Source organism: Streptomyces panacea, assembly GCF_040560175.1.
GTDB classification, from domain to species: Bacteria; Actinomycetota; Actinomycetes; order Streptomycetales; family Streptomycetaceae; genus Streptomyces; species Streptomyces panacea.
On sequence record NZ_JARJHW010000050.1, the window covers coordinates 11987 to 27048 of the forward strand.

Sequence of the window (15062 nt, forward strand, 5' to 3'; positions counted from 1 at the left end):
GTTACGCTCCGAATCGATTCTTGAGGCCCTCGAGCACGGCGCTGACCAGCTCTCTGTCGACACGTTCGGCGCGCGGTACCGCCCTCCTCACGAGGATGAGGCCGCCCTCCTCCAGCTGCGCCAGCAGAATGCGCACGATGCCCAGCGGCAGGTGTGTGTGCCCGGCCACCTCGGCCACGGACAGGAAACCGTCGGCGACCAGGTCCAGGACCTGGCCCACCTCGGGGGAAAGGGTGCGCGACGCCGCCGACGTGCCCGGTGCCGCCATGACCAGGGTGGTGTGTTCGAACTGGTGGGCCGGAGGCAGGGCCCGCCCGTTCGTGATCACGAAGAGAGGGACCAACGGGGACGTCAGCTCCAGCTCCTGCTCCGGCTCGTCAGGCATGGCCCGCCCTCTCTCCCCGTGCTGCCGGCGTGGTCAGTCTCGGCACCACCTCGTGCAGACGCGTGGTGAACTTCTCGATGTCGCAGTCGTGTTGGGCGGCGGCGGCCAGGAACGCCTCGGGCCCGGCGGCCATCAGGAAGATCCAGCCGTGCTGGAACTCGATGACCGTCTGCCGCCACTCGGCGTCCTCCAGGGCGCCGGCGAACTGCGAGGTGACCCTGCTGTACGCGTGGATGCCCGTCATGGCCGCGGCTATCGTGTCCGCCATGTCCCTGTTCATCCCGCTGGTCGAGCCCCGGGGCAGACCGTCGGACCCCAACAGCAGGGCGTGCCGGGCGCCCTGCACCTCGTCGATCACCCGGTCGAGGTCGGCGAGCACGAATCCCGAATCGCGTCTGCCCTCACGCCTGGTGGGCCCGCTGACCCCGGCACCCGCGTCGTCCTCGGCCTTCAGCCTCGGCGGCGAGGTGAGGTTGTTGCCCAGCCGGGCGACAAGGCGCTGCATACGGAAGGAAATCTGCTGCATGTCCACATCGGGCGCCGCGGCGGCGGCCAGATAGGCCCCCTGTCCCGCCCCGATCAGGAAGCTCCACCCGTGGGAGAACTCGATGATCGTCTGGTTCCACCGCCGGTCCTCCTCGGGACCGGCGAAGTGGGCCGTGGCACGGCTGAGCGACTGCATCCCGGCCATGGCGGCCGAGACCGTACGCACGTCCTTCTCGCCCAGGCCCTCCGTGGCGCCACGGGGGAGGCCGTCCGCAGACAGCAGGACGGCGTGCCGTGCCCGGGGCACGTTGTGCACGATGTCCTCAAGCATCCACGACAGGTCTGCGGTCATGTGTCTTCGGACCCTTCGAGCGGCGTGGCATCAAGGTTGCGGCCGGAAAGCGTGCCGCGCTGGAAGGCCCCCAGGCTGCGACCGGAGAATCGGCTGGGCTCCTCGGGGGCCCGGGGCGCCGGGGGGCCTTCGGGGTCGGGCACGCTCGCGATGGGCGCCTGGCGCGCCCCGCGCTTCGGCAGGCCGTGCGTCGTACGTGACCCGTTGTGCGGTCGCCCCTCGGTGCGCAGGATGTTGCTGACGGGCGCCTCGTAAGCCGACGGTGTCTCCTCCACGGTCCACAGCTCCTCGGGCAACAGGACGACGGCCCGGACGCCGCCGTACCGGGAGACTCCGGTGACATCCACCCGGAAGCCGTACTGCCGCGCGATGAGACCGATCACCGGGAAGCCGAACTTCGGCTGGTTCCCGAGCTGCGACAGCCGCGGGACGATGTCGCCGGAGAGCAGCTCGGTCGCTCGCAGCCGGTCCTCGTCGTTCATGCTGACACCGGCGTCGTCGATGACGATGCACAGGTTGTTCTGGATCCGCTGGAACGTGATCTCGATCGGCGCGTCGTGCTGGGAGAAGCTGGCGGCGTTGTCGAGCAGTTCGGCCACGGCGAGGGCCACGGGAGCGACCGCGGACGCCTTCAGCGCGAGGCCGGTCTGCTGCATGACGGAGACCCGGTGGAAGTTGCGGATCTGCCCCTGGGCGCTGCGCACCACGTCGTAGACGCTGGCGGCCCTCTTGCGGCGGCCGAGCGGCGCGCCGCACATGACGGCGATGCCCTGCGCCTTGCGCGCCATCTGCGCGTTGGCGTGGTTCACTTCCAGCAGGTCGCTGAGCACGGCGTGGCCGCCGTACTTCCGCTGCACGTCGTCCAGGAGCGTCGTCTGCTCCGCCGCGAGGCTCTGCAGGAAGCTGGCGGCGCCCTTGAGGACCGCCTTGGTGTTCTCCTCGGCCGCTTCCTGGGCCTCTCGGAGAGTTCTGTCCAGATCGTTCGTGAATCTCTGCAACTCGGCTCGCGAGAGCTGGAGTTGGCTGTCGGATATGTGAAGCTGGCGCCTCAGCTCGGCGTCGCTCTGCTCTTTCTTGGCCCCCAGCGCTCTGTTGCGGGCTGCGAGTGCCACGACCGCGACAACGGCTATCGCCGCCACCGCAACCAAGCACCACACAAGTGCGTCTTGAATCATGGAAACCTTTCCCGGCGCATGTCATGCGGACGGCGACGGATGCACCTCGCGAGGACCCGCGACACTGCTGCTCGGCGCCGCCCGGCCGCTGTTGGGTGGAGTGCGGGGCGCCGACCGCGAAACAGCGTCTGAGGCTAGTGGATCAAGATCACGGATGCGGGGATGCTATCACCGGCACCCTCTGTGGACCGAGGTCCGCCAGAGCCCTTGATTCGACCGGCATGCCGCCCGTCGGAGGCGTGTTGAAAAGGCGACTGCCTCCGCCACGACCGGCCCTCGTGCTCCCGCCGCCAACCGCTGAGTCATCCAAGGGCCTTCATTTGAGGGACGGGCGATTGCCTGGGACAGGCACATGCCAGCGTCATTAAGAGCCGTAACAAGCTTGGTGCGTGGGCCTGTTCGCCGCCACGGGCGGAAGGGGTCGTTCAGCGGTCGCTTGACCCCAGTGGCTTCACAATGTGAACCGCGCAAAAGCGGCTATTGGCTCGAACACAAAGGGCCCGTCGGCAGGGCGCGACGGAGATGCGACCGCCAAACGATCGATAACGCCGGGTACGGCGATCGGTATGGGGCCGCTCGTGAGGAGAACTTGAGCAGGGCTTGAGGAGCAACCACTCAAAGCACGCATTGGAATCCTCTCCTCAACTCTGCCCGACCGCAAGGTAGTTCAATCATGCTCGACCTTCACGAGGGGGAGAATTGGTGAACGCGACCGTGAATTGCCGTCAGCGGAATTTGAGCTGAACGCGGGGTTCCGTGACGCGGGTCACTTCGGCCCGGCCCGGCGTCATTCCGGTCCGATGTCATTTCCCCTCCGGGGCCACGTCCCCGGTGCGGTGTTCCGGGCGCCGTGTTCCGAGCGCCGTGTATCGAGCGCCGTGTTTCGAGCCCTACGCCCCGGCGCCCTGCCCCGTTCGGTATCACTTCGCGTCGAGTTCACCGACGAAGCGCAGGACCTCGTCCAGCTGATCCATGCTGAGCAGCCGGCTGCGCGGCCGGAGCATGCCGGAGCTGCCGTACGCCCCCAACTCCTGGCAGCGGCGGAGCAGCCAGGCCCAGTCGAGCGACAAGTAGTCTGCCAGCGCCCGCAGCCGGTGCGCCGACGAGGGCCCGTCGATCACGCTGTGTGCGCGGGCATGGTCGATCGCCTGGGTGTACGTACGGACCTGGGACCGCTGATCCGTAGTGCCGACACGCCAGATACCGTCCGAGCGGAGCCAGTTGGCCACGATCACCCGGTCGTCGGGTGCCAGGACGAATTCGTCGATCTGCGAGTACTCCTCCTCGGCGCAGACCCACACGGTCAGTCCGTGCATCTCCATCAGGGCGACGGTGAGGAAGAGCAGGATCCGTTCGTAGGGCTCGCTGTCCCTGACGGGCTGTTCCGGTATGCAGAACGCGTGCCCCGGCCGGACGGACGGATCGGCGCGCCGAGCCGCCGTGCGGGTGAGGTGCTCGTGCTTGTGCCGGAAGAACAGCCAGGCCGCGCCTTCCTCGCCCGTCTGCTCACGCGTCCAGAAGAAGGGCGGTTCGGTCACCTCGCCGAGATGGCGGTCGATGTGCAGCGCGCAGAAGTACGAGCCCAGCCAGGCCGCTCCCACCCGGGACAGTTCGGGTACCGCCGAACGTGCCACGGCTGAGCGGGGCATCGCTAAGTGGCTCTCCAGCTCCCGCTGTTCACTGTCGAGGATGTGGTCGTCCGCGAGGAGGCTGTCCTCCAGGTTGAGCATCGCCCACAGGATGCCGAAGGTCAGATCGTCCAGCCGGTACGGCTTCGGTATCGGCAGCGTCCCGCGCGGATCGGCGTCCAGCTGGTAGCGCGCGCGGGCGGAATCGAGCACGAAAAGCCCCTCGCCGCCGCTGCCGCCGAGCGAGGCCAGCAGCAAGGCGCGACGCGCGGGCTGCACGAACGCGCGTAGATGGGGATTCTCCTCGACAGCGATCGACACGACGTCGTCCTGCGACGTCGCCTCGTACATCTGGGCGGGCACCGCCGTACCGTCGAAGATCCGCAGACCGTCCAGATACCAGAGCCCGCCCGTGCCGGCCGCCGCCTCCGAGGGGGAGAGCGAGGAACTGGACCACAGGGCGTCCATCGAGCGGGCGGTGGCGAGCGACGAACCGTGCGGCAGCCGTGCGGGAACCACCTCGCGGCTGGGTACGCGCTGGAGCAGCAGGTCCACCTCGACGCCGAGCATGTACGCGAGGACGGTCGCGGCGTCGCCCTGGGGCGACTGCGTGCCGGCCAGCCACCGCTTGAAGGTGATCCGGGAGACGGAGACGTTGCCGACGCGGCTGTTGCCGTACTCCTTCGCGGCGCGGCGGGCGGCGAGGCCGAACTGCACGTCGAAGACGGCGAACCTGGCCCAGTTGAGTCGTTCGAGCAGCACCCGCAGGAGGGTCGGCGGGCGCTGCTCGGGGTGGCCGGGGGACCGCTCGGCGGCCCGCCCGGCCGACTTCCCCGCCGTGGTCGCGGCAGTGGCCCCCGGAGAGGTCCCGGCAGCAGTCCCGACCGTCGTCTCGACCGCCGTCTCGACGGGGTGCTCGTTCTTGTCAGGAGGGGTCACGAGCTGAGCCCTCCCCGGGCGACCGGGGCGGCGCGGTCAGATAGTCGAAGCGGAACTGCCATCCGGCTGACTCATCCTCACGGTCTCGTACGCACGGTCTCGAATGCCGAATATCGCGTCTCAGCAGAGACATGATCACTCCGAGTCCGCGCCGCTGTCCAGCAGAACCCTGGCCAGAGGATCGGCGGATAGTCAACAACCTTTACCGATAAGGCAGTTGGTGACGCCGCTGTGTGGGGACGGCGACGACGGGCGGGCGCGCATCCTCGCCGCGCCCCGCCCGCCCCCGGTCAGCTCCCTTTCCGCCCGCCGTGTGAGGCGGGTTTGCGCATCAGCTGGGCCAGCAGCGTCAGGACCCCGAAGAGGAGGATGACCACCAGTCCCGGCCGCAGCATGGACAGCTCCGTGCCGGGCATGATCGCCGCCGTCACGACGGCGAGTCCGAACGCGCCGCCGACCTGGAGCGAACTGTTGAGCATCCCCGCGGCGAGCCCCTGCTCCTCGTCGGGCACCCCGCTGGTCCCGGCGACCATCAGCGTCGCGATGCTGAGCGCGAACCCCACGCCCCACAGCAGCGACGCGGGCAGCAGGACCGTCCACAGATCCGGCTCCGGACCGATGCGCAGCATCAGCAGATAGCAGGGCAGGAAGGCGACGAGCCCGGCCATCAGGATCTTGTTCACACCGAACCTGTTCATCAGGGCGCCGAACTTGGGCCCGATGACGACCACCATGAGCCCGGCGGGCAGCAGGACGAGCGCCATCTGCCACGGCCGCCAGCCCTCCAGGTCCTGGAGGTAGAGGGCCATCACGAACTGGAAGCCCATGGCACCCCCGTACAGCAGCGCGATGCTGATGTTGGCGGTGACCAGCCCCCGGTTACGGAAGATGCCCAGCCGGATCAACGGCTCCCGCACGGTCCGCTCGATCGCGAGGAACCCGGCCAGCAGCAGCCCGGACAGGGCGATCCCGCCGACCGTCCGCCACGACCACCAGCCGGCATCGGCCGCGGAGACCACGGTGAAGACGAGGAGCAGCATGCCGGCGAGCAGGGTGAGCGCGCCGCCGATGTCGAGCCGTGGGCGCTCCGTACGGGGCGGGTCCGGCGGCAGGAAGCGCAGCGCGCCGATCAGCAGCAGTACGGAGAGCGGGATCGGCAGGATGAAGATGGCCCGCCAGTTGAGCCCGGCGAGCAGCCCGCCGACGAGCAGCCCGGAGGAGTACCCCGACGCCTCGAAGACGTTGAAGATCCCGAACGCCTTGTTGCGCTGCGGGCCCTCGGGGAAGGTCGTGGTCAGCAGCGACATGGCCGCGGGCGCGGCGAAGCCGGCCGCCATGCCCTTGACGAAGCGCGAGACGATCAGCAGGACACCGTCGTCGGCGAGCGCGCCGAACAGCGACACGACGGCGAACGCGCCCATCGAGATCACCAGCACCCGCCGCCTGCCGAACAGGTCCGCGACCCGCCCGCCCAGCAACAGGAAACTGCCGAACGCCAGGATGTAGGCGCTCACCAGCCACTGGGCGGTGGCCGTGCTCATCCCCAGCTCGTGCTGGATCTCGGGGATGGCGACGACGATCATCGAGATGTCGAGACCGTCGAGCAGGATCACCCCGCTGAAGATCAGCAGCGAGACCCACAGCCGCGCGGGCCAGCGGCGTGACTCCCCCTGTCGTTCACTCGTGGCCGGGCTGCCTGACATGAGACGTGTCCCCTCACAGTGGATGACTCGCGGTGGATGCCGCGAGCCTCACCCGTGGGACCGGGGCCTGCCAGGTCTCCGCTGTACGTGCGACGGCGGTTCCTGCTACTGACAGGAACACCCACGGCGCGGCCGGCGCGCGTACCGTCCTGACCCATGAACGCCCCGGAGAGGGACCCGCTGGACCCCCACGCCGAGACAGGCGCGTTCCTGCGTACCCGCAGGGCGCGGCTGACCCCGCAGGACGTGGGCCTGCCGGCGTACGGGCGCCACCGCCGGGTGCCGGGCCTGCGGCGCGAGGAGCTGGCGCAGCTCGCCGGGGTGTCGGTCGCGTATCTCACCCGCCTTGAGCAGGGCAGGGGTCACAACGTGTCGCCGGAGGTCCTGGGCGCGCTCTCCCGCGCCCTGCGGCTGACGGACACCGAGCACGAACACCTCACCCGTCTGGCCAAGTGCCACCGGACGAACAGACAGGCCGCGCCCCTGCCGTCCCAGGAGCGGGTACGGCCCGCGCTGCGGGAGATGCTGACGTCCCTGGACGGCGTACCGGCGTACGTAACGGGCTGGCGCTCGGACCTCCTGGCCTGGAACCGCACGGCGGCGGCACTCTTCGGCGACTGGGACCAACTGCCGCCCCGGGAACGGAACTGGGCGCGGCTGGTGTTCCTGCGCCCCGGATCCCGAAGGCTGTTCACGGACTGGGAACCACAGGCGGCAGCCGCCGTGGGCGCCCTGCGCCTGCACGCGAGCTGCCGCCCCGACGACCCGGGGCTGCGGTCACTGGTGGACGAACTCTCCACCGGAAGCGACGACTTCCGCCGCCTCTGGGCCCGCCACGACGTCAAGGAACAACACCACGGCACGACCCGCCTCCACCACCCCCTGGTCGGAGACCTCACGCTCTCCTACGAGACCCTCCAACTCCCGGACGGCTCCGACCAGACCCTCACGATCCACCACGCCGGCCCCGCCTCCCCGACAGCGGAGAACCTCCGCCTCCTGACGAGCTGGGGCACGCCGACCCCGGCACGCAGGTACTGAGCCCGGGCCTCAAGGCGGAGACCGGTGGCTGCCCGTCGTCGGGGTGCCGCGGTCAGGCGCCGATGAGGTGTTCGGCCTGGGTGCGGTCGGTGTGAAGGGCCCAGTAGTCGAGGGCGATGTCGTCGGGTGCGCGGTGGGGGACGCCTTCGGGGGCCTCGGTGCCGATCATCAGGTTGATGGCCACGTTGGCCGCGTAGATGCCTTCGCCGGCAAGGGTGTTGTGGAGGTTGACGGCCCAATTGCGCTGCCCCGCCTGGGCGATGTTGGCGGTGGCGAGCATCGGGTACGGGGTGATGGCGCCGCCGCCGGTGGTGAACAGCAGGGTGCCCGATCCGGCCCGGAGCATCCCGGGCAGCACGGTCTGGGCGGCGGCGACCGCGCCGTAGAGGAGGCTGTCTATCTGCGGTCGCAGGGTGTCGACGGTCACTTCCTTGGGCGAGGTCATGGACAGGCCCGCGTGCGGGGAGAATTCCAGGACGTCGATCCCGCCGAACCGCGTGATCGCCGCGTCGAGCGCGCTGGTGACCTGGGCGGGGTCGGCCACGTCGGCGGGGAAGCCTTCCGCGGTGATGCCGGCCTCGGAGAGTGCGTCGACGAGTGCGTCGAGGTTGGTCTTGGTGCGGGAGATCAGGGCGACGTCGAAGCCGTGGCCGCCGAAGACCCTGGCGATGGACAGGCCCAGGCCCGGTCCGGCTCCGACGATGGCGATGGTGGGCATACGTGCTCCTTGACGAGGGATGGTCGCGGGTCCCGGCCGGGCGAGGGCGCGGGATGTGATGCGGGCTCAGTCCCGGTCGGCCGGCTCCGGCGAGCCGGTGCCGGGCGGCGCCCAGTCGGTGGGGCACGGCGCCTTGAGGGCGTCGAGCATCCGCTGGGACACGGCTCCGAGCTGACGCCGCTGAGCCTTGGTGAGCGGGTCGAAGACCAGGCTGCGCACCGCGTCGAGATGTCCGGGGGCCGCGGCGGCGACCTTGTTCATGCCCTCATCGGTGAGGGTGGCGAGGGTGGAGCGGCCGTCGGAGGGGTCGGGATGCCGGCGTACCCAGCCGCGCTTCTCCAGGCGGATGACCACGTTGGACAGCCTTGAGAGCGTGCTTCCGGCGTACTGGGCGACCTCGCTCATCCGCAGGGTGCGCTCCGGCGCCATCGACAGCGCGGACATCACGACATATTCGAAGTGGGCGATGCCCGCGTCCCGCTGCATCCGCGCCTCCAGCGCGGCCGGCAGCTGGGTCAGCACATAGGCGAACGCGTACCACTGCTGCTGTTCGTCAGCGTCGAGCCAGCGAGGCCCGACGGATTCCCGTGCATCTTCCATGCCCTCAACATACTCCAAGCGTGGAGCGAAGTTCCAAGGAAGTTACTCTTCGCTTGAAGTAATCATGCGATACGTTTGATTCAACCTTGGAATTATTGGATGGAGTGGTGAGGGCTGATGAACGTCGTCCTGTGGGTCGTCGCGAGTGTGCTGGCGGCCGTGTTCCTGCTGGCCGGGGTGATGAAACTCAGCCGTACACCACAGCAGTTGGCTGCCTCGGGACTGGGCTGGGCCGAGGACTTCGGTGCCGGACCTGTCAAGCTCATCGGGGCACTCGAAGCACTCGCCGCCCTCGGTCTGGTCCTCCCGCCGCTGGTCGGCTTCGCGGAGATCCTGGCTCCTTCGGCCGCCACCGGACTCGTGCTGCTGATGACCGGCGCGGCCCTCACCCACGGGCGCCGCGAGGAGTTGCGGACGATCGCCGTCAACGTCGTCCTGCTGGCGCTCGCGGCGGTGGTGGCCTGGGGCCGCTTCGGTCCGTACGCCTTCTAGATCCAATGTGAGCACGGACCACGAACAGAGAGGGAAACGCGCCCACTCCGGTCCACGGCGAGGCCGGTAGGGAGCAGGCACGATGGAAGACGTGGCCGGCGACGTCGACCTCAACCGGTTTCCCTGCCTACCTGCCGGCCGGCGACCGGACCTCGCAGGAAGCGTGGCGGCTGCCGGCGAGCCGGAACGCCGATCCGGCCGCACCACCGGCGCAGCCCTCGCGCTCCGCGCCGACCCCCACACGAAGGAGCACCCTGTGAACGGGACCCCCGCCGCCCGCCCCCTGGCCCTGGTGACCGGAGCCTCTGCCGGTATCGGCTACGAACTCGCCCTGCTGTTCGCCATCAACGGCTTCGACCTGGTGGCCACCGGCCGCAGCGAGAAGACCGAGCAGGTGGCCGCCGAGCTCGCACACCACGGCGGTGAGGTCATCCCCGTACGAGCCGACCTCGCCCGGGCCGACGGCGTGGAGGCGGTGTGGCGCGCGGTGGAGATGACCGGCCGGCCCCTGGAGGCGGCGGTCCTCAATGCCGGACGCAGCATCGGCGGGCCGTTCCTCGACACCGATCTCGACGACGAACTCGCCCTGATCGACCTCAACGTCACCTCCGTCGTCCATCTGGCCAAACACGTGGCCCGGCACATGGTGGCCAACGGCCGGGGCCGCATCCTCATCACCTCATCGCTGTCCGCCACCCTGCCCACGCCCTACGAGACCGTCTACGGGCCCTCCCGCGCCTTCACCCGTATGTTCGCGCTCGGCCTGCGCGAAGAACTCAAGGAACACGCCGTCAGCGTCACCACCCTCATGCCCGGCGCCACCGACAGCGACTTCCACGCCCGTGCCGGCATGAACGACACCGCCTTCGGGGCCGGCATGAAGAAGAACAGCCGCAAGGACGTCGCACGCCAAGGCTTCCTGGCCCTGATGAGTGGGAAAGCCGAGGTGGTCGCAGGCGACGCGGCCACCCGGCGCACCGCCCTCAAGCACCGCCTCATGCCCGAACCCCTCAAGGCCGCCCGCCACGCGCGCCAGGCCCGGCCCCGATCCTGATCCCGCTCCCACGGGGCGAAGCCGGGGCCGCGTGACGGGACGTCGTCTCCCTCGTCCAACGGTCACCAACCGACCAGCGGCCAAGGGCGAACTGACATGAGCTGGAACGAAGAAGAGGACAACCGCACCTACCAGGTGCTCGTCAACCACGAGGAGCAGCACAGCCTCTGGCTGGCAGACCGGGAAATCCCGGCCGGATGGCGCGCGGAGGGCAAGACCGGTTCCAAGGCCGACTGCCTGACGCACATCAACGAGGTGTGGACGGACATGCGGCCGTTGAGCCTGCGCAAGAGGATGGAAGAGGCAGCCGAACAGAGCTAGGACTTCCCAGACCGATCACACGACGCAGAACCACGACCGACCGGACAAGACCCAGCCGGGCGTTCGGCCACGGGAGCGGCACGGCCGTGATCACGGCAGAGGGCCAGTTCGAGAGGATCATCCCTCTGAACTGGCCCTTGGCTTTGCCCCGGCAGGATTCGAACCTGCGACACCCGCTTCGGGAATTCCCTGGACGGTGCTGTGACCTGCGTAAATGTCTGCTGATAGCTGCCTGGCCCGGGGAAACTCCCCTCAGCGGTTCTCACGTCTTCGCGAGGCTTCCCGTCCTCGTGTGCGCCGAATCCGTTCTGACTGGGTCGGAGACAGCAACCTTCCCGGCTGTGCTGAGGTGGCAACGCGATCGGAGTAGGTGCAGCCCCGAGGTCCGCGGCGCCTTGCGGTATGCATTCTGAGGCATATACCGTTGGTTGCATGATGGAGCGGTGGCAGATCGAGATCGAGCCTGAGGTGCGGGACTGGCTGGAACTCCTTCCGTTCCGTCTCTACCGGCGGGTCGAGGACAAGACGGACCGACTGTTGGACGAGCCGACGACCCTTGGCGAGCCGTACTCGCGGCATCTGGGAGGCAAGCTCCGTGAGCTCCGCTTTGACTTGGACGGTGAGGCCGTACGCATTCCGTACTGGCTGGCGCCGGGACAACGGATCGTGCTGCTGACGGTCTTCCGCAAGACGAGGATGCGTGAAGCAGCGGAAGTCGAGCGTGCGCACCAAGTCCAGAAGGTCTGCGAGGCCGAGCACGGCCATGCCCAGTACACGTACGAACGGCGCAAGGAGAGCTGATGAACCACAGCACGTGGCGGACGCGCCGGACCCGGCAACTCGCGGGGGAGGCGGTGGAGTACGACCAGGAGTACGTCGACGCCCGCTTGGCCGGCGACCTCGGCCAGGCGGTCTACGACCGTCGCATCGAGCTCGGCCTGTCCCAGATGGAGCTGGCGGAGCGGGCCGGGATGACACAGCCCCAGGTCTCCCGGATGGAGGGCGGCGACACCGTGCCGACTCTTCCGCTGCTGCGGCGCTTGGCCAAGGCCCTGGACGGCACTCTCAACCTGACCATCGACGAAGGCGACTCGCACGTCAGTTTCACCCCGCACGCCGCCTGAGTCACCGAAGGGCACTTACGAGAGTCCGTAGGTGCCCTTTTCCCATGTGCCCCGGCAGGATTCGAACCTGCGACACACGCTTTAGGGGTGGGATCGAATCCTGCCGGGGTGTGCCTGGGCATGCCGCATGATGCTGTTCTTCCTGATCAGAGCCTTAGAGATTCACTGTATGACGGCTCTCTTCGCGTCGTCCGCTCACACAGCGCTCACGCAAGTGAGTAGGTGTCGAACTGACCGAGATCGCCGGGGCCCGGTCGAGCCCGCGACGTGTGTAGGAAACTGGGGCATCGATCTTGGACGCGGCCGGCTGTCCAATATTGTCTTCAGTACCCCGGACGACCCCGTCCAGCTCCTCAGGCGCGGCTTAAGCCAGATCCAGGACCGCAGCGAACTCGTAGACGACGGCCTCGCCGAGACCGGCCTGACCATTCAACCCGCCTGCACACCGAGCGGCATGACCAGTTCACGGAAGGCTTCCTGGACGTCTGCGCGTCTTTCCTGGCGGGCGCGGAGGAGTTTGAAGCCGTGGAGCCAGGCGAAGGGGTTTCCATTGTCGGGACGCACGCCAAAATCGACGCCGTCAGTTCATCGGCGTTGCGAGCAGCTTCCGGTAGCCGCCGCTGCAGAATTCTGTATTTCTAGATAGGGCGCGATAAAGTGCCGCCTTCCAGTGATTTACGCCCTTCCTTTCGGCTCCTCGAGCCAAGGCGCTAAGAGCCGATCGCAGCCCTGAATCACCAAAGCAATCGTATGTTTCATCGTATAGATCAACTTGATCCGTTAGCTCGGCTACGGCCTCCATCTGGTAGAAATCGAAAAGACCAAGTATCTCGAATTGCTTTTCAACCCTCTCGAAGGTGAGCTTGTCAAGCTCGTCGGAGCGGTGCAAGGAGTATCTGATCGAGACGGTATTGTCGACATTTATCTCCGCGAGTAGCATTTCTTTGTCCGGGAATTCGTCGAAGTATGCGTGAAACATGAGCAAGCCGTCTACCCTGTCGCACTCATCACCCTTTAGTCGATTGCATCTTTCGCAAACGGGGATAAGGTTGTCGGCTAGGATTGAATATTCTGGGAAGTGATTCTTTGGGAGGAAGTGATCGAGGGCGCAGACCTGGGCTCTTTCGCACAGCGGGCACCTATAGTTGCGAGACAGCGCTGTCTGGAAGATCGAGTTCCTGAGATCCTCCAGCGGGCGGCCCCTGTCCAGAAGCGCGTAATTTCCCAGAAGCGCCTTGGTGAGCACATCGGAACCGTTCGCGAGCGACGTAAACCGGCGAATATCCCGCAGTGCGTCCTCGTAGTCGCCGTAAGCGTCGATGATTCCCGTGCGCACGCCCATGAGGACCCGTCGAGAGGACGGACGTCTCCGGCTCACAGCGAGATCAAGATCGGCCAGACGGTCCCTGTCTGGGCGAGGGAGTCGAATCATCTCCCGGGCCGATCGCGACTGATGCTCGTCAGGTAAGAAATGGACTGCGCACTCATCTCGCCGTCGAACAGCTCCAGGATCTCATCCAGGGGGAAACTCTCCTGCATGGACCGGAGAGTTGAGTGATAGTCGGTCGCACTGCTGTCCAAGTTGAATACGTGGCGTGTCAGTAATCCTACATTTTCAGCGAAAGTTTCGATCTCCGGGGTGGCAACGAGTGTGAGGTCTCCGAATCGCTGCAGGACTCTGACGTAACGTCTGGGGACTTCCTGAAGGAGGACCGGGGAGTGCGTCGCCATCACGGCGTAGGAGTCGAACTGATCCAGGGATATGTTGATGCTTTTGAGCAGGGCGGCCAATAGTGGAGGGTGCAGGTGGGATTCGGGTTCGTCGATGAGAACCAGTGATCCGGGCTCCAGGTGAGCCACAAGCTGCACGACAATGTTGAGTACGAGTTTGTGCCCGGTGCTGAGACCCGAAAAGGAATCCCGCCACGAATCACTGTCGAAAGCGAAGGTGTCGGACAGCTCGACCCGTTTGAACGAGGGCTCTCGGCTCAGCGGATCGAGGGCTGCCACCAGTCTCTGTTTACGCTCGGGAGTACTGGCCCTGACGAGGGCGGACATGATGTCACCCTGGATCTCCTCGGAGCCTTTGAGTGACCCGGTGCGCGGCGCGTCCGAACCAATACTGCGATCGTATCTCCGAAGCCCGCAGTAGGTGTATCCGGAGACCTCGCCGCTGAATTCCAGCCGCTCCTCTTCCTGCCGGTTCTTCCCTGGCAGATCGAACGTGTCGAAAGCGCTGTAGGAGATGGCAATTACTGAGGAGAATCGTGGCGCACCGGCCCCTTCGGAGAATTCTCCATACCGCCGGACGAAGCTCTCGTCAGCTCGGTCGGCGAGGTCCGCATGCGCAGTGTTGGCCAGGTTGGCAAGGAGCTGCGTTTTTCCGCATCCGTTGTAACCCACGACGACGTTGATGCGGCCGGGCAGGGGATGGCGGTCCGCGAAACCAAAGCGAATGGAGAAGGCTTCGCCTCCAACACTCGTTCTGAATGTGAATGAAAGCGCGCTGTCCCGCGGGGCTGTTGCTCCTCCAAGCAGGGCTGTGGCGTCTCTAAGCGCGAGTTCGGCGTTTCCGTAGCGCAGAAGTGAGGAGGTCATTGCTGGCTCGTTGGCGAACGATTCCCTGAGCGAGGGGTCGATGACGATGTCTCGGAGTCCCAACAGAACACTGTCGCGCAATTCACCGGGAAGTCCGTGCAGTGCTTCGTAGTAGGAAAATGCCTGCCCGAGTGAGCAGTAGCTGTCATCGAGTTGGACGAAACTTTCGGGGAGTTCCGTGGCGCCACCGTGTTGCCCTCTTTTGATGATCTTGACGGATCCTAGGTCGATGGACGCCTCTCTCCGTGATGGGTAGAGATGGGCATCGAACATGGTTTTAAATCCGAAGTCATCCCAGAGGTCACGCCGGAGAACGAGTGCCGGAAGGCTGGACGGCACGGTGAAGCCCTCGCTGCGAGGCACTACAAGAAAATGCATCAGCGTACTCCAGTCGTGTGTTCTCTGTGCCCGGCCATGGACCCGCCCTGACTCAGGAGGTAGACCGG

At 66.9% G+C, this 15062-nt stretch carries 16 protein-coding genes; 6 read left to right on the top strand and 10 right to left on the bottom strand.

The window, feature by feature from the left end; genetic code table 11:
• Nucleotide 1 precedes the first annotated feature (1 nt).
• The 5 genes from P3L51_RS14760 to P3L51_RS14780 form a co-directional block, all read right to left on the bottom strand.
• On the bottom strand, nt 2–385 hold the full coding sequence (locus tag P3L51_RS14760) for a DUF742 domain-containing protein (protein WP_354605655.1): 384 nt from the start codon (nt 383–385) through the stop codon (nt 2–4).
• Nucleotides 378–1223 carry a roadblock/LC7 domain-containing protein gene (locus tag P3L51_RS14765; RefSeq protein ID WP_354605656.1) on the bottom strand — a complete coding sequence of 282 codons (846 nt, stop codon included), beginning with the start codon at nt 1221–1223 and terminating at the stop codon, nt 378–380. Before P3L51_RS14765 ends, P3L51_RS14760 begins: the two co-directional genes overlap by 8 nt.
• A complete protein-coding gene (locus P3L51_RS14770) occupies nt 1220–2335 on the bottom strand; it encodes an ATP-binding protein (protein WP_354605657.1) in 1116 nt (371 codons plus the stop codon). The genes P3L51_RS14765 and P3L51_RS14770 overlap by 4 nt, the downstream gene beginning before the upstream one ends.
• Before the next feature lie 983 nt (nt 2336–3318).
• On the bottom strand, nt 3319–4965 hold the full coding sequence (locus P3L51_RS14775) for a hypothetical protein (protein WP_354605658.1): 1647 nt from the start codon (nt 4963–4965) through the stop codon (nt 3319–3321).
• A 290-nt stretch (nt 4966–5255) separates the two neighbouring features.
• A complete protein-coding gene (locus P3L51_RS14780; RefSeq protein WP_354605659.1) occupies nt 5256–6668 on the bottom strand; it encodes an MFS transporter in 1413 nt (470 codons plus the stop codon).
• Nucleotides 6669–6824: 156 nt separating this feature from the next.
• On the opposite strand from P3L51_RS14780, the gene P3L51_RS14785 reads away from it, so the two are divergent.
• On the top strand, nt 6825–7709 hold the full coding sequence (locus P3L51_RS14785; protein ID WP_354605660.1) for a helix-turn-helix transcriptional regulator: 885 nt from the start codon (nt 6825–6827) through the stop codon (nt 7707–7709).
• Nucleotides 7710–7761: 52 nt separating this feature from the next.
• On the opposite strand, the gene P3L51_RS14790 is transcribed toward P3L51_RS14785, so the two are convergent.
• The gene (locus P3L51_RS14790; protein ID WP_354605661.1) at nt 7762–8427 is read right to left on the bottom strand and encodes an SDR family NAD(P)-dependent oxidoreductase; all 666 of its coding nucleotides are present in this window, start codon (nt 8425–8427) and stop codon (nt 7762–7764) included.
• Between the two features lie 66 nt (nt 8428–8493).
• Entirely contained in the window at nt 8494–9027 is a 534-nt protein-coding gene (locus P3L51_RS14795) for a MarR family winged helix-turn-helix transcriptional regulator (protein ID WP_354605662.1), read from the bottom strand.
• Between the two features lie 117 nt (nt 9028–9144).
• On the opposite strand from P3L51_RS14795, the gene P3L51_RS14800 reads away from it, so the two are divergent.
• The 5 genes from P3L51_RS14800 to P3L51_RS14820 all read left to right on the top strand — a co-directional run bounded on the left by P3L51_RS14800 (nt 9145) and on the right by P3L51_RS14820 (nt 12018).
• Nucleotides 9145–9519 (top strand): DoxX family protein, encoded by a 375-nt coding sequence (locus P3L51_RS14800; protein ID WP_354605663.1) that lies wholly within the window; start codon nt 9145–9147, stop codon nt 9517–9519.
• A gap of 256 nt (nt 9520–9775) precedes the next feature.
• Nucleotides 9776–10573: an SDR family NAD(P)-dependent oxidoreductase gene (locus P3L51_RS14805; RefSeq protein ID WP_354605664.1), complete on the top strand. Its 798-nt coding sequence runs from the start codon at nt 9776–9778 to the stop codon at nt 10571–10573.
• Between the two features lie 96 nt (nt 10574–10669).
• Nucleotides 10670–10894, top strand: coding sequence for an MbtH family protein (locus tag P3L51_RS14810; protein WP_354605665.1), 225 nt, complete (start codon nt 10670–10672; stop codon nt 10892–10894).
• Between the two features lie 432 nt (nt 10895–11326).
• Nucleotides 11327–11695, top strand: coding sequence for a type II toxin-antitoxin system RelE/ParE family toxin (locus tag P3L51_RS14815; protein ID WP_354605666.1), 369 nt, complete (start codon nt 11327–11329; stop codon nt 11693–11695).
• A complete protein-coding gene (locus tag P3L51_RS14820) occupies nt 11695–12018 on the top strand; it encodes a helix-turn-helix domain-containing protein (protein ID WP_354605667.1) in 324 nt (107 codons plus the stop codon). Before P3L51_RS14815 ends, P3L51_RS14820 begins: the two co-directional genes overlap by 1 nt.
• A gap of 429 nt (nt 12019–12447) precedes the next feature.
• Here the strand turns inward: P3L51_RS14820 and P3L51_RS14825 are convergent, their stop codons facing one another.
• From P3L51_RS14825 to P3L51_RS14835, 3 genes are all read right to left on the bottom strand, one after another.
• The gene (locus tag P3L51_RS14825; protein ID WP_354605668.1) at nt 12448–12582 is read right to left on the bottom strand and encodes a hypothetical protein; all 135 of its coding nucleotides are present in this window, start codon (nt 12580–12582) and stop codon (nt 12448–12450) included.
• Between the two features lie 16 nt (nt 12583–12598).
• Nucleotides 12599–13354 (bottom strand): HNH endonuclease, encoded by a 756-nt coding sequence (locus P3L51_RS14830; protein WP_354605669.1) that lies wholly within the window; start codon nt 13352–13354, stop codon nt 12599–12601.
• A gap of 92 nt (nt 13355–13446) precedes the next feature.
• A complete protein-coding gene (locus P3L51_RS14835; protein ID WP_354605670.1) occupies nt 13447–14994 on the bottom strand; it encodes an AAA family ATPase in 1548 nt (515 codons plus the stop codon).
• Nucleotides 14995–15062: the final 68 nt, after the last annotated feature.

Coding starts and splice junctions, on each gene's coding strand:
- P3L51_RS14760 (WP_354605655.1), bottom strand. CDS start 385: ATGCCTGACGAGCCGGAGCAGGAGCTGGAGCTGACGTCCCCGTTGGTC.
- P3L51_RS14765 (WP_354605656.1), bottom strand. CDS start 1,223: ATGACCGCAGACCTGTCGTGGATGCTTGAGGACATCGTGCACAACGTG.
- P3L51_RS14780 (WP_354605659.1), bottom strand. CDS start 6,668: ATGTCAGGCAGCCCGGCCACGAGTGAACGACAGGGGGAGTCACGCCGC.
- P3L51_RS14785 (WP_354605660.1), top strand. CDS start 6,825: ATGAACGCCCCGGAGAGGGACCCGCTGGACCCCCACGCCGAGACAGGC.
- P3L51_RS14790 (WP_354605661.1), bottom strand. CDS start 8,427: ATGCCCACCATCGCCATCGTCGGAGCCGGACCGGGCCTGGGCCTGTCC.
- P3L51_RS14795 (WP_354605662.1), bottom strand. CDS start 9,027: ATGGAAGATGCACGGGAATCCGTCGGGCCTCGCTGGCTCGACGCTGAC.
- P3L51_RS14800 (WP_354605663.1), top strand. CDS start 9,145: ATGAACGTCGTCCTGTGGGTCGTCGCGAGTGTGCTGGCGGCCGTGTTC.
- P3L51_RS14810 (WP_354605665.1), top strand. CDS start 10,670: ATGAGCTGGAACGAAGAAGAGGACAACCGCACCTACCAGGTGCTCGTC.
- P3L51_RS14815 (WP_354605666.1), top strand. CDS start 11,327: ATGATGGAGCGGTGGCAGATCGAGATCGAGCCTGAGGTGCGGGACTGG.
- P3L51_RS14820 (WP_354605667.1), top strand. CDS start 11,695: ATGAACCACAGCACGTGGCGGACGCGCCGGACCCGGCAACTCGCGGGG.
- P3L51_RS14835 (WP_354605670.1), bottom strand. CDS start 14,994: ATGCATTTTCTTGTAGTGCCTCGCAGCGAGGGCTTCACCGTGCCGTCC.